The following is a 13567-nucleotide window of genomic DNA, read 5'->3' as shown; positions in this document are numbered from 1 at the left end:
TCTTACAGACCAGCAGCAGAACGCAGAGCGTCGGCGCGGTCGGTTTTTTCCCAGGTGAAGGTGGTGAAGGTGTCTTCGCCAACAGTCTTGGTCTCTGGAGCGCGACCGAAGTGACCGTACGCTGCAGTTTCCTGGTACATCGGGTGCAGCAGATCCAGCATGGTGGTGATTGCGTATGGACGCAGGTCGAACACTTCGCGAACCAGTTTGATGATCTTGTCATCGCTGATCTTGCCGGTGCCGAAGGTGTTCAGCGAGATCGAAGTAGGCTGGGCCACACCAATCGCGTAGGAAACCTGAATTTCGCAGCGCTCGGCCAGGCCGGCAGCGACGATGTTCTTGGCCACGTAACGGCCAGCGTAGGCTGCCGAACGGTCAACCTTCGATGGATCTTTACCGGAGAACGCGCCACCGCCGTGACGGGCCATGCCGCCGTAGCTGTCGACGATGATCTTGCGACCGGTCAGACCGCAGTCACCTACCGGGCCGCCAATGATGAACTGGCCGGTCGGGTTGATGTGGAACTGGGTGTCTTTGCTCAGCAGTTCGGCAGGCAGCACGTGCTTGACGATCAGCTCCATCACGCCTTCGCGCAGGTCTTTGTACGACACTTCAGGGTTGTGCTGGGTCGACAGAACTACAGCGTCGATACCAACCACCTTGCCGCCTTCGTAACGGCAAGTCACTTGCGACTTGGCGTCTGGACGCAGCCATGGCAGCAGACCCGATTTACGGGCTTCGGCCTGACGCTGCACCAGCTGGTGCGAGAAGGTGATCGGGGCTGGCATCAGCACGTCGGTTTCGTTGCTGGCGTAGCCGAACATCAGGCCCTGGTCGCCGGCGCCCTGATCTTCAGGCTTGGCGCGGTCAACACCCTGGTTGATGTCGGGGGACTGCTTGCCGATGATGTTCATCACGCCGCAAGTCGCGCCGTCGAAGCCGACTTCGGAGCTGGTGTAGCCGATGTCGCAGATCACGTCACGAACGATCTGCTCCAGGTCGACCCAGGCGCTGGTGGTCACTTCACCGGCAACGATGGCCACGCCGGTCTTGACCAGGGTTTCCACGGCAACGCGTGCGTGCTTGTCCTGGGCAATAATGGCGTCCAGCACCGCATCGGAAATCTGGTCGGCGATTTTGTCCGGATGTCCTTCAGACACGGACTCGGAGGTGAAGAGGGAGTATTCGCTCATCTCGATGTTTTCCTGAATTTACCGATGGTGAGTGTCGCCAGCCGGTCGCTGAAAATGGCGGACCTGGATCTGGAAACCATTACGTAAGCCTACATAGAGGCTTTCCCCGGGAACGAGTCCCGCAGCGGTGGCCCAACGGGCCAAATCGTCCTGTTCAAACCCCAACCACAGATCACCGCAGGCCTCCCTGGCCCAACTCTGGTTGTGGCTACATAACTCTGTCACGAGCAGACTACCGCCCGGTTGCAGCAGGCCGGCCATGTGCTTGAGCGCTTCGGCCGGTGCGGCGAAATGGTGCAGCACCATATTCAGTACAACGCAATCGGCTTGCAGGCTGGTGCCGTTCAATGCATCGGCCAATTGCAGGCTGACGTTAGCCAGTTGTTCGCGTTCACATACCTGACGTGCCAGTTCGAGCATCGCCGGGCTGTTGTCCAGCGCGGTTACGGTGCCGAAGCGGCGTGCCAGTTCCGGCAGAAAAGCACCATCGCCGGGGCCGACTTCAATGGCCGTGGCAGCGCCATTGAAATTCAGTTTGTCGAGCAGGGCCAGCACACTTTCACGATACTGCGGCAGGCCGGCAATCAGGTCTTGCTGGGCGCGAAATTTCTCCGCGACCCGGGCGAAAAAGTCTTGGCTGGCGGCGGCTCGCTGGGCGTGAACCTGAGCGATTCGCGCCTGGACGTCGTCCGGGAGCGCCAGATTGTCGACTTCTTCTAACAGTGCAGCGTGCAGCTTGCCACCCAGCAGTTCGGTGTGGGGCAGGGCGCGGCGATAGAAAATCGCGTTGCCTTCGCGGCGGGTCGCCACCAGATCGGCTTGCGCCAGGACTTTAAGGTGATGACTCATGCCGGACTGGCCAATGCCGAAAATCTGCGCCAGTTCCAATACACCAAACGAATCGTTGGCCAGCGCGCGCAGTACATTCAGCCGCAGCGGATCACCGCCGGCCTTGCACAGGGCCGCCAGCTCGTCGCAATCGTCATGGCGAATGGAAGGCACGCGTAAGTTCATGGGGCAGCAGTCTAGAGACGGGGGTAAATCACCGCAAGGCCAATATCAAAAAGTTTTGATATTGCTCGATAAATGGCACTTCTCACGAAACGGTTAACTCTACAAACGAACAGCGGAAAGGTTTCACCAACGGAAACCGCCGTTAACCATGGGAAAAACGCCCTCGGATGACTATCTGTCATTGCCCCGAGGCGCTCCGGTGAGGGAAAATGCCCTCCTTTTTTCCGTTTCAATCTATTCACACCCAGGAGATCAGCGATGCCTAGCCGTCGTGAGCGTGCCAACGCCATTCGTGCCCTCAGCATGGATGCCGTGCAAAAAGCCAACAGCGGCCATCCCGGTGCCCCTATGGGTATGGCAGATATCGCCGAAGTGCTTTGGCGCGACTACCTCAAGCACAACCCGAGCAATCCATCGTTCGCCGACCGTGACCGCTTTGTGCTGTCCAACGGCCACGGCTCGATGTTGATCTACTCGCTGCTGCACCTGACCGGTTACGACCTGTCGATCGACGACCTCAAACAATTCCGTCAACTGCACAGCCGTACCCCGGGTCACCCGGAATTCGGTTACACCCCGGGCGTCGAGACCACCACTGGCCCTCTGGGTCAGGGTCTGGCCAACGCCGTGGGCTTCGCTCTGGCTGAAAAAGTGCTAGGCGCGCAGTTCAACCGTCCTGGCCACAACATCGTTGACCACCACACCTACGTGTTCCTGGGTGATGGCTGCATGATGGAAGGCATTTCCCACGAAGTCGCCTCCCTGGCCGGTACTCTGGGCCTGGGCAAGCTGATTGCTTTCTACGATGACAACGGCATCTCCATCGACGGCGAAGTCGAAGGCTGGTTCACCGATGACACGCCGAAGCGTTTCGAGTCCTACAACTGGCAGGTCATCCGCAACGTCGACGGTCACGATCCGGAAGAGATCAAGACCGCCATCGAGACCGCGCGCAAGAGCCCGCTGCCGACCCTGATCTGCTGCAAGACAACCATCGGTTTCGGTTCGCCGAACAAGCAGGGCAAAGAAGATTGCCACGGCGCCCCGCTGGGCGACGCGGAAATCGCTCTGACTCGCAAAGCGTTGAACTGGAACTACGGCCCGTTCGAAATCCCGGCCGACATCTATGCCGAATGGGATGCCAAAGAAGCTGGCCGTGCTGTTGAAGCCGAGTGGGATCAGCGTTTCGCTGCTTACTCCGCCGCGTTCCCGACCGAAGCCAACGAACTGGTGCGTCGTCTGAGCGGCGAGCTGCCGGCCGACTTCTCCGAAAAAGCCTCGGCCTACATCGCTGAAGTGGCTGCCAAAGGCGAAACCATCGCCAGCCGTAAAGCCAGCCAGAACACCCTGAACGCGTTCGGCCCGCTGCTGCCGGAACTGCTCGGCGGTTCGGCTGACCTGGCCGGTTCCAACCTGACCCTGTGGAAAGGTTGCAAAGGCGTCAGCGCTGAAGATGCCAGCGGCAACTACATGTACTACGGCGTGCGCGAATTCGGCATGACCGCGATCATGAACGGCGTCACTCTGCACGGCGGCCTGGTGCCTTACGGCGCGACCTTCCTGATGTTCATGGAATACGCCCGCAACGCCGTGCGCATGTCCGCGCTGATGAAGAAGCAAGTGATCCACGTCTACACCCACGACTCCATCGGTCTGGGCGAAGACGGCCCGACGCACCAGCCGATCGAGCAACTGACCAGCCTGCGTACCACACCGAACCTCGACACCTGGCGTCCAGCCGATGCCGTTGAATCGGCCGTGGCCTGGAAAAACGCTCTGGAGCGCAAGGACGGCCCATCGGCGCTGATCTTCTCGCGTCAGAACCTGCAGCACCAAGAGCGCGATGCCGGTCAGATCGCCGACATCAGCCGCGGTGGCTACGTGCTGAAGGACTGCGCAGGCGAGCCTGAGCTGATCCTGATCTCGACCGGTTCTGAAGTGGGCCTGGCTGTTCAGGCGTACGACAAACTGACCGAGCAGGGCCGTAAGGTGCGCGTGGTTTCCATGCCTTGCACCAGCGTGTTCGATGCTCAGGACGCGGGCTACAAGCAAGCCGTGCTGCCGTTGCAGGTCAGCGCGCGTATCGCGATCGAAGCGGCTCACGCCGACTTCTGGTTCAAGTACGTGGGTCTGGAAGGTCGCGTGATCGGCATGACCACTTACGGCGAATCGGCTCCGGCTTCGGCACTGTTCGAAGAGTTCGGCTTCACCCTGGAAAACATCCTGGGTCAGGCTGAAGAGCTGCTGGAAGACTAAGCACAGCGCGGTGATCTAGCGGTCACCGCAATTCCCTGTGGGAGCTGGCTTGCCAGCGATAGCGTCCGTTCAGTCAGCATTTATGTTGAAGCGGAGGACCCCATCGCTGGCAAGCCAGCTCCCACAAGGAGTGTGTCGCAAACAAGCATTGTGTCTGCCCGCGTTTTATCGAGAACCCCATGCCTCAACCGCGTCCTTACAAAGTTGCACTCAACGGCTACGGCCGGATTGGTCGTTGCGTCTTGCGTGCGTTGTTTGAGCGAGGCGAGAAAGCCGGGTTTGAAATTGTCGCAATCAACGATCTGGCCGACATGGCCAGCATCGAATACCTGACACGCTTCGACTCCACTCACGGCCGCTTTCCCGGCGAAGTGCGAGTAGAAGGCGATTGTCTGCATATTAATGGCGACTGCGTGAAGGTCCTGCGCAGTGCCACCCCCGAAGGCATCGATTGGGCGTCCCTTGGCGTCGATCTGGTGCTTGAGTGTTCCGGTGCCTACAACACCCGTGAAGATGGCCAGCGCTTTCTCAACGCCGGCGCGCCACGCGTGTTGTTCTCGCAGCCGATGGCCAGCGAGGCGGATGTCGACGCCACCATCGTTTACGGCGTCAATCAGGATTGCCTGACTGGTGATGAGTTGCTGGTGTCCAACGCCTCCTGCACGACCAACTGCGGCGTGCCGCTGTTGCGTTTACTCGACAAGGCGATTGGCCTCGATTACGTGTCGATCACCACGATTCACTCGGCGATGAACGATCAGCCGGTGATCGACGCCTATCACCACGAAGACCTGCGCCGCACGCGTTCGGCGTTCCAGTCGGTGATCCCGGTGTCCACTGGTCTGGCGCGCGGTATCGAGCGCCTGCTGCCGGAACTTGCCGGGCGAATTCAGGCCAAAGCCGTACGCGTGCCGACGGTCAACGTGTCTTGCCTCGACATCACGATGCAGACCGCCACCGCGACCGACGCCAATGAGGTCAACCGGATTCTGCGCGAGGCTGCCACCAGCGGCCCGCTCAAAGGCCTGCTGGCTTACACCGAGCTTCCCCACGCAAGCTGTGATTTCAACCATGACCCACATTCGGCCATCGTCGATGCCAGTCAGACCCGTGTTTCCGGCCCCAAACTGGTAAACATCCTGGCCTGGTTCGACAACGAATGGGGTTTTGCCAACCGAATGCTGGATGTTGCAGAACACTATCTGCAAACAGCAACTTCAAAAAAACCGTAGGAAGTGCGACCCATGACCGTGTTGAAGATGTCCGACCTCGATCTGCAAGGTAAGCGCGTATTGATCCGCGAAGACCTCAACGTCCCAGTCAAGGACGGTGTTGTCACCAGCGACGCGCGTATCCTGGCTTCGCTGCCGACCATCAAGCTGGCCCTGGAAAAAGGTGCGGCGGTGATGGTTTGCTCGCACCTGGGCCGTCCGACCGAGGGCGAGTTCTCCGCCGAGAACAGCCTCAAGCCAGTCGCCGACTACCTGAGCAAGGCTCTGGGTCGCGAAGTGCCACTGGTGGCCGATTACCTGGGCGGTGTAGACGTCAAGGCCGGCGACATCGTGCTGTTCGAAAACGTGCGCTTCAACAAGGGCGAGAAAAAGAACGCTGACGAACTGGCCCAGCAATACGCGGCCCTGTGCGACGTGTTCGTGATGGACGCCTTCGGCACCGCTCACCGCGCCGAAGGTTCGACCCACGGCGTGGCCAAGTTCGCCAAGGTCGCCGCCGCCGGCCCTCTGCTGGCTGCCGAACTGGATGCGCTGGGCAAAGCCCTTGGCGCGCCGGCCAAGCCAATGGCTGCGATCGTTGCCGGCTCCAAGGTGTCGACCAAACTCGACGTGCTCAACAGCCTGAGCCAGATCTGCGATCAACTGATCGTCGGCGGTGGTATCGCCAACACTTTCCTCGCTGCGGCCGGTCACCCGGTGGGCAAATCGCTGTACGAGCCGGACCTGCTCGACACCGCGCGCGCCATCGCTGCCAAAGTCAGCGTGCCGCTGCCGGTTGACGTGGTGGTTGCCAAGGAATTCGCCGACACCGCAGAAGCCACCGTCAAGCTGATCGCTGACGTTGCCGCTGACGACATGATTCTGGACATCGGCCCGCAAACCGCGGCCAACTTCGCTGAACTGTTGAAATCGTCGAAAACCATTCTGTGGAACGGCCCGGTCGGCGTGTTCGAATTCGACCAGTTCGGCAACGGCACCAAAGTGCTGGCTCAGGCCATCGCTGAAAGCTCGGCGTTCTCCATTGCTGGCGGTGGCGACACCCTGGCCGCTATCGATAAATATGGCGTGGCTGAGCAAATCTCCTACATTTCCACCGGTGGCGGCGCGTTCCTCGAATTCGTCGAGGGCAAAGTGCTGCCAGCCGTAGAAGTCCTGGAAAGCCGGGCCAAGGCCTGAGGCCGCCCGATTGGCCAGGCAAAGGAGTGGTCACATGGTCAAGTCGTTAGCACTGTTGTTGCTGACCGGTTCGCTGGCGGCCTGCGGGAGTAACCCGAAGGCCGAAGCGACGCCGGCACCCAGCGAGTCGCAGAAGGGCTGTTATCAGGCCGACTGGCAGGCCGAAACCAACCCGGTGCTGAACAAGCGCTCGGGGCCGGACGGCCTGGACAAATACGAGACGCAAACCCCGGCCAAGGAACATGGTTGTCCTTGACGGGTCTGACTCTTTAACTCAGGGCTGGCGGCATGCGCCGTCAGCCGAGGAACACGGATGAAAGGCTTGATCGCCATTGCGGCGTTGGCATTGTTGGGCGGTTGCGCGCAGTTGAACCTGTTTCAGTCGTCCGCCCCGGCGGATAACTGGACCACCTGGACCTGCGACAGCCAGGCCAAAGTGCTGTGGCGTTACGCCGATGCCAGCCAGAAGGAAGTCGATGTTCGACTGGGTGGCGGCGATCAGGTCTATCGCCTGAAAGAAGAGCCGGGCGCCTCGGGCACGTTGTACAGCGATGGCATGCTGGCGTTTCACGTCAAGGGTGACGAAGGCCTGGTGTACTGGGTCGCCACCAATGACTTGATTGGCCGCGGCTGCAAAGCGCAATAACTGACACACCACCACTCTAATGTGGGGGGCTTTTGTGGCGAGGGGGCTTGCCCCCGTTGGAGTGCGAAGCGCTCCCAAAGCTATTTACGACTGCTGCGCAGCCGAACGGGGGCAAGCCCCCTCGCCACAGAGTTTCAGTGACAAACAGAATTTGCTTTATCGAATCACCAGACCGGGCTTCGACCCCCGATCTGCAATCACTTGAATAGCCGCCGCCGCTCCGGCAGGCTGGCACGATTAACGACCCAAACCGGGAGAGACACACACAATGGCACTTATCAGCATGCGCCAGATGTTGGACCACGCAGCCGAGTTCGGCTACGGCGTTCCAGCCTTCAACGTCAACAACCTTGAGCAGATGCGCGCCATCATGGAAGCCGCTGACAAGACTGACTCCCCGGTGATCGTCCAGGCTTCGGCCGGCGCCCGTAAATACGCTGGCGCGCCGTTCCTGCGTCACCTGATCCTGGCCGCGATCGAAGAATTCCCGCACATCCCGGTGTGCATGCACCAGGATCACGGCACCAGCCCTGACGTCTGCCAGCGCTCGATTCAACTGGGCTTCAGCTCGGTGATGATGGACGGTTCCCTCGGCGAAGACGGCAAGACCCCGACCGACTACGAATACAACGTCCGCGTTACCCAACAGACCGTAGCCATGGCTCACGCCTGCGGCGTTTCGGTTGAAGGTGAATTGGGCTGCCTGGGTTCGCTGGAAACCGGCATGGCCGGTGAAGAAGACGGTATCGGCGCTGAAGGCGTTCTGGATCACAGCCAAATGCTGACCGACCCGGAAGAAGCCGCTGACTTCGTCAAGAAGACTCAGGTTGATGCCCTGGCCATCGCCATCGGCACCAGCCACGGCGCCTACAAGTTCACCAAGCCACCGACCGGCGACGTGCTGGCGATCGACCGCATCAAGGAAATCCACAAACGCATCCCGAACACCCACTTGGTAATGCACGGTTCCTCGTCGGTGCCACAAGAGTGGCTGGCGATCATCAACCAGTACGGCGGCGACATCAAAGAAACCTACGGCGTACCGGTTGAAGAAATCGTCGAAGGCATCAAGTACGGCGTGCGCAAGGTCAACATCGACACCGACCTGCGTCTGGCATCCACCGGCGCAATGCGTCGCCTGATGGCCACCAACCCGAGCGAATTCGACCCACGTAAATTCTTCGGCGCCACCGTGACTGCAATGCGTGATGTGTGTATCGCTCGTTATGAAGCGTTCGGTACTGCGGGTAATGCTTCGAAGATCAAGCCGATCTCCCTGGAAGCGATGTTCCAGCGTTATCTGAAAGGTGAGTTGAACGCTAAGGTTAACTGAGCCTTGGCTTTGAACCGCTGATACAAGAAACCCGCCGTGAGGCGGGTTTTTTGTGGGCTGCGATGTCTGCGTGCAGTGAAACTATCCAAAAGTCAGAGCAAATGGTGCTGCTGATTGCTTGATGGCAGTAAACACGTGAGGCGCCTGTTCCCGATACTGAGAATGGCGCTTCAGCACCTCTTCAACAGCGATGAGCAACTTTTGAATACGCTCTCTGGGCTGCTCGATTTCACAGGTATGGGCAAACTCCAGCAGTCCTTGTCGGGAGGCGAACATTGACTTGTTGCCCGCCAGATCCAACGCCAAAACATCTTCCGGAATATAGGCGGTGGTGTTGACGATGTCGTAAGCCGGCGCCAGATGCGCATCGCGTTGCGTGGGTTCTGAATAGAGCAAACCGAAATTTTTCAAATGAGCGTCGCCATTTCCGACGATGCAACTCAGGGCAACGCTATCGAAGAGTTGATCGAGGGACGTGCGCAAGTGTTTCGCCGGGCAAAACACTCGAACAGCCTTCGCGATGGCTGCATAACTTTTGCTGTACTTCTGAGTAGCCGGCAGCCCCATCAACACGGCCATGTCTTCAAAACCGATCGGGTTGAGCTGATCGTCGCGATCAAAGCGGCGCATGACAAATAGCTTGGCGTTGTCGGAAAGATAAAACGGCGGAACGGGAATGCCCGCGTCTTTTGCCATGGACATACAAAGGAATTCGTTGATCGCCAGGCCTGGGAATTCGTCTCTGCCACTTTTGATGATCAGGTCCGAGGTTTTGGATGTCACTCGCGGCAACTCTGCCTCTTGTCGTTCCGGCACCAGCAACTTGGGTTGAACGCCTGAAATGCCTGCCCGCAGGATGTAGCGATCAAGCATGTCGGCGAAGATATCTTCCGTGCCGTCCCACGTGAGAATCTCTTCGAGTTTCTCTCCCGGAAATTCTTGCTCCTCCAACAAGGCATCAACGGTTTCAGAGCGTACGTGAACCCTGCCAATGGGCGATGTGCTTCCGGAAAGCGCCAGTAGCAGCATTGGGTCGACGTTGACTGTCTTGGCCAAGCGATTGCGTAACTGCTCCAGCACGTAGCCTTCTGGCAGGTTCATTTGAAAAACAGGGTGCAGTTCGCGCCGACGAAATTCGTCATGCCGTACAGGCATCGAGAGGCTGATGGCCATTTTTGGCGATGCATCTTCGTGATAACGAAAAGTGAAATCCTCGGCGTTGCTGAAAAGTCTGCCGCTATTACCTTGTGGGGTACTGACTTGAAGAGAGGCCATTTTCATTCGAATAAATCCCCAAGCTCTTCAAGGGTTGGCATCGTTGCTGGAACCACCGAGAGTTCGCAGTCCAGAGCAGCCAAAACGCGCGCGTAAGCGATCATGCCGACGGAAAGGGTGCCTTTCTCCACCGCGATGACTTTGTATCGCGTCAGTCCCGCCAGATCGGCAAGCTGAGCCTGCGTCAGGCCACGATTTATACGTTTTTGACGTAATTGGATGCCGAGCCGGTTAATCAACAGAGAGTGGTCCATGTGTCGCTACCGTAACATTTAATATTGAAGGTAGCGTATACGAAACATTTTATCCACGCTTCACTGCGAGCTGCTGCCCTTGCTGATGCACGTTTACTCGTCCATGAAACCGGAAGTGGCTGGCGATCATCAACCAGTACGGCGGCGACATCAAAGAAACCTACGGCGTACCGGTTGAAGAAATCGTCGAAGGCATCAAGTACGGCGTGCGCAAGGTCAACATCGACACCGACCTGCGTCTGGCATCCACCGGTGCGATGCGTCGCCTGATGGCCACCAACCCGAGCGAATTCGACCCACGTAAATTCTTCGGCGCGACCGTGACTGCAATGCGTGATGTGTGTATCGCTCGTTATGAAGCGTTCGGTACTGCGGGTAATGCTTCGAAGATCAAGCCGATTTCTCTGGAAGCGATGTTCCAGCGTTATCTGAAGGGTGAGTTGAACGCTAAGGTTAACTGAGCCTGAGCGTTAATTTGCTGATTCAAGAAACCCGCCGAAAGGCGGGTTTTTTGTGCTCTGGGGTTACCCTCTTGTGAAGTTCATATTGTAGGTCTTACCCACATTCGGCCCGCCTGCGAGAACTTTAACAGTACCGCCCAACTGATTGTCGTTGCCATCGGACGATTTCAGGGTGATGGTGAGTGAACTGTCTCCATGCCCATATTCATCCCCATCTGAAGCTTTTGCTTTTGCCTGAAGATTAAAAGATCTGGATGTCTTCGCGGTATAGTTCCCGGTGACGGTGAAGTTAAGCCCGTAATATTTCATTTTCCCATTATTTAACTTGCCACCCTGTTGGCTTAGGTCATCAAATGTAAGTGTGGCCTGTATCAGAGACGGTTCCTTGGAAAGTAAGCATTATTTTCTTAACCTTTTGCTCGCGATATTTAAGGCTCGGGCTAAATTTCAGTCCGAAGTCGTTTTTCCGGTATCACGCTGATGAGGTTAAGTTGAAGTCTGTTTCTTGTAACCTGATAGAAATGACAGTTTTTTATAGTCATTCGCGATGATCTGTTCGAGTAATTCATAAATTCGGTATAAGAAGTTGGAATTTAAGCAGGTCTGTTCCCTTTATTTAAGCAATTTGAGCGAATTCCACCCACGTAATATCTCCGGAGTCACTGTGATCCCGATGCGTGATGTGTGTATCGCTCGTAATGAAGTATTCGCTACTGCCGGTAATACTTCGAAGACCAAAACGATCTCGCTGGAAGCGATGTTACTGGCGTTATCTGAAGGAAGAGTTGAAGACTAAGGGCAAATAAGTCGGAGCGTTGGACTGTTATAGAATAAACCCGCCGCGGGGCGGGTTTATCTGTGGATGATTTCCCATCAGTGACAAGGAATTGTCACCTACAGCGGACATCCAAGAGGTTTTTAGATGAAAAGTCCGATATGGGTGGCTATTCCTTCAACTCCACGTGATCCAGCGCTTGATTCACTGCCAATTCACCGAGCATGACCACTTGCGCGATGCCCAGCGCGGTCTTGCGGTGTGAGATGTCGAGCATGGCGGCGAAGTTGTTGAGCATTTCGCTGGCTGAGCCGAGGGTTTCGCTGGCGTTGGCCAGCAGGGATTCGGTGTTGTACTTCGGGTTGGCGAGGTACATCGGCTCGGGTTTGTTGGTGCTGGCCATTATGCAGGCGGCAGGGGTGAGGTAGTGGTCGAGGGCGCGTTCAGCGGCATCGTTGAGTTTTTTGGAATTGAGGGATTCGTACGGGGAGGCCGGGTCGGTGACCGGCGGGTGAGGCGTTGATTTGATCATTTGCTGAAAACTCCTGATGGAGCCGCTTTGCCTTCTCTACTAAAAGGAGGGTGGCAGCTGTGCGCAGGTTAGTAGACCGGGGAGTTATTCAGCATTGACCGGCGCGCCGAAGCGCCCTGCACACAGCCACCATCAAGTCGGCTAACAAAAGCTGACTGATGCGCCTTGCACATAACTGAAAAACACCACGGGCTACTAAACCCGATCACTGGAAATCAGTGACGCGAATCAAGTTACCGATGGCCCGCCAGGCGCACAAGCCGGCGGATTCTGGCGTACCCGTAGGCAACGACGCAAGCTGTTGTAGGCATCCGGAAGTAACGGCCGACAAATCTAAACAACCCCGTTTAAAGGATGTCCGACTGGCAATAAATAACACTGTGGCGAGGGAGCTTGCTCCCGCTGGACTGCGCAGCAGGCCTCGCTTTTCAGGGTCGCTGCGCGTCCCAGCGGGAGCAAGCTCCCTCGCCACAGGATGTGTGCCAATAAAGAGTTATTTATCGTGGTCGATATCGAGTTTGCTGAAGGTGACCTGCCCACCTTCGCTGGTGTAGCCGGTGTTGTCCTGCACATAAACCCCGGCCTTGAAGTACAGCGGCTTGTTGCGCCACGTCGCGCTGATCTGGCTGTCCCACTGATAACCCGCCGCGCTGATGCCGAGTGCGCCGCCGGGGCTCAAGTGGATGAGGTAGTTGAATTCGCGATCCAGCTTGATCCCGGTGGCGAGGGTGATGACCCGGCCCTCGTCGTCATCCGGGTGCATGCGCACCTTGATCACCAGGTTACCGGTCTCGGTTTTGGTCTTGTATTGGTACTCGAGTTTGACCATCGGCTTCTGGCTTTCGTACGCGTGGATCTGGCCGATGACAATCTTGCCGGAGCTGGGCACCTTGTTCACCGTCACGGTGGCACGCAACGAGTTGTCGGCGTCGGGGTAATACCAGTTGCGCAGAGTGCCGTTGCTGTAGGTTTCGCGCAGTTCGGTGCGCGGGTAGATGGCGTTTTCGGTTTTTGACCCGGTAACCGGTGACCAGAAGAACAAAGTGCCGGTGTCGGAATGGAAGTACTGATCCTTGAAGCCGTTCACCAGTTTGGAGGTTTCGACGGTGTATGGCGGGCTGCCAACGGGAACGCTGAGGTTCCAGGTTGCGAGGTCGATCATGTCGGTTCTTCCACTCAAGTTTCACTGCACGCACGTGCCAGAAGCTCTAGGCCGCACGTTTTGGGGCGGCCTTTATAAGCGTAGAGGGTTTTTTTGTTAACCGCCGTCCGGCGGACGTTTGGCGTCAACATCCTGTCGAAATGCCATCTTTCCCGGTTTCAGGGGCCTTCACGCGTGACCGTTAGTCGGCTAGACCTGACATTGGTTAAATGATGGCCTGATGACAGCTTCTGCTTTTGCAGATCCGCGACTAGAGTG

Annotated in this window: 13 protein-coding genes and 1 pseudogene; 7 read left to right on the top strand and 7 right to left on the bottom strand. The window is 57.6% G+C overall.

Going from position 1 to position 13567, the window contains the following annotated elements; translation table 11 throughout:
* Window positions 1-2: 2 nt before the first annotated feature.
* Window positions 3-1193 carry a methionine adenosyltransferase gene (metK, locus tag ACVVH8_RS27720; protein WP_034153622.1) on the bottom strand — a complete coding sequence of 397 codons (1191 nt, stop codon included), beginning with the start codon at window positions 1191-1193 and terminating at the stop codon, window positions 3-5.
* An 18-nt stretch (window positions 1194-1211) separates the two neighbouring features.
* On the bottom strand, window positions 1212-2207 hold the full coding sequence (locus ACVVH8_RS27715; RefSeq protein ID WP_103304268.1) for an ArsR/SmtB family transcription factor: 996 nt from the start codon (window positions 2205-2207) through the stop codon (window positions 1212-1214).
* Window positions 2208-2465: 258 nt separating this feature from the next.
* On the opposite strand from ACVVH8_RS27715, the gene tkt reads away from it, so the two are divergent.
* From tkt to fba, 6 genes are all read left to right on the top strand, one after another.
* Complete coding sequence (gene tkt, locus ACVVH8_RS27710) at window positions 2466-4463, top strand: transketolase (protein WP_103304267.1); 1998 nt, start codon at window positions 2466-2468, stop codon at window positions 4461-4463.
* Between the two features lie 179 nt (window positions 4464-4642).
* On the top strand, window positions 4643-5695 hold the full coding sequence (gene epd, locus ACVVH8_RS27705; RefSeq protein WP_034153619.1) for an erythrose-4-phosphate dehydrogenase: 1053 nt from the start codon (window positions 4643-4645) through the stop codon (window positions 5693-5695).
* A 12-nt stretch (window positions 5696-5707) separates the two neighbouring features.
* A complete protein-coding gene (locus tag ACVVH8_RS27700) occupies window positions 5708-6871 on the top strand; it encodes a phosphoglycerate kinase (RefSeq protein WP_475227365.1) in 1164 nt (387 codons plus the stop codon).
* A 34-nt stretch (window positions 6872-6905) separates the two neighbouring features.
* Window positions 6906-7127, top strand: coding sequence for a hypothetical protein (locus ACVVH8_RS27695; protein ID WP_401304715.1), 222 nt, complete (start codon window positions 6906-6908; stop codon window positions 7125-7127).
* 57 nt (window positions 7128-7184) lie between these two features.
* On the top strand, window positions 7185-7517 hold the full coding sequence (locus tag ACVVH8_RS27690; protein WP_103304265.1) for an MliC family protein: 333 nt from the start codon (window positions 7185-7187) through the stop codon (window positions 7515-7517).
* Window positions 7518-7785: 268 nt separating this feature from the next.
* Window positions 7786-8850, top strand: coding sequence for a class II fructose-bisphosphate aldolase (gene fba / locus ACVVH8_RS27685; RefSeq protein ID WP_003229012.1), 1065 nt, complete (start codon window positions 7786-7788; stop codon window positions 8848-8850).
* 81 nt (window positions 8851-8931) lie between these two features.
* Here the strand turns inward: fba and ACVVH8_RS27680 are convergent, their stop codons facing one another.
* Entirely contained in the window at window positions 8932-10131 is a 1200-nt protein-coding gene (locus ACVVH8_RS27680; protein ID WP_213026816.1) for a type II toxin-antitoxin system HipA family toxin, read from the bottom strand.
* The gene (locus tag ACVVH8_RS27675; RefSeq protein WP_213026815.1) at window positions 10128-10379 is read right to left on the bottom strand and encodes a helix-turn-helix domain-containing protein; all 252 of its coding nucleotides are present in this window, start codon (window positions 10377-10379) and stop codon (window positions 10128-10130) included. Before ACVVH8_RS27675 ends, ACVVH8_RS27680 begins: the two co-directional genes overlap by 4 nt.
* A gap of 116 nt (window positions 10380-10495) precedes the next feature.
* On the opposite strand from ACVVH8_RS27675, the pseudogene ACVVH8_RS27670 reads away from it, so the two are divergent.
* Window positions 10496-10840, top strand: a pseudogene (locus ACVVH8_RS27670) (class II fructose-bisphosphate aldolase); the annotation flags it as partial.
* Between the two features lie 63 nt (window positions 10841-10903).
* Here the strand turns inward: ACVVH8_RS27670 and ACVVH8_RS27665 are convergent.
* The 3 genes from ACVVH8_RS27665 to ACVVH8_RS27655 all read right to left on the bottom strand — a co-directional run bounded on the left by ACVVH8_RS27665 (window position 10904) and on the right by ACVVH8_RS27655 (window position 13309).
* Window positions 10904-11149, bottom strand: coding sequence for a hypothetical protein (locus tag ACVVH8_RS27665; RefSeq protein ID WP_475227362.1), 246 nt, complete (start codon window positions 11147-11149; stop codon window positions 10904-10906).
* A gap of 635 nt (window positions 11150-11784) precedes the next feature.
* The gene (locus tag ACVVH8_RS27660) at window positions 11785-12147 is read right to left on the bottom strand and encodes a DUF6124 family protein (RefSeq protein ID WP_475227360.1); all 363 of its coding nucleotides are present in this window, start codon (window positions 12145-12147) and stop codon (window positions 11785-11787) included.
* 493 nt (window positions 12148-12640) lie between these two features.
* Entirely contained in the window at window positions 12641-13309 is a 669-nt protein-coding gene (locus ACVVH8_RS27655; RefSeq protein WP_103304259.1) for a polysaccharide lyase family 7 protein, read from the bottom strand.
* Window positions 13310-13567 lie beyond the last annotated feature (258 nt).

Source organism: Pseudomonas trutticola BRTCR10 (assembly GCF_056155105.1).
Note: the sequence above shows the minus strand (reverse complement) of the source record. Positions and strands in the feature narration are given on the sequence as shown.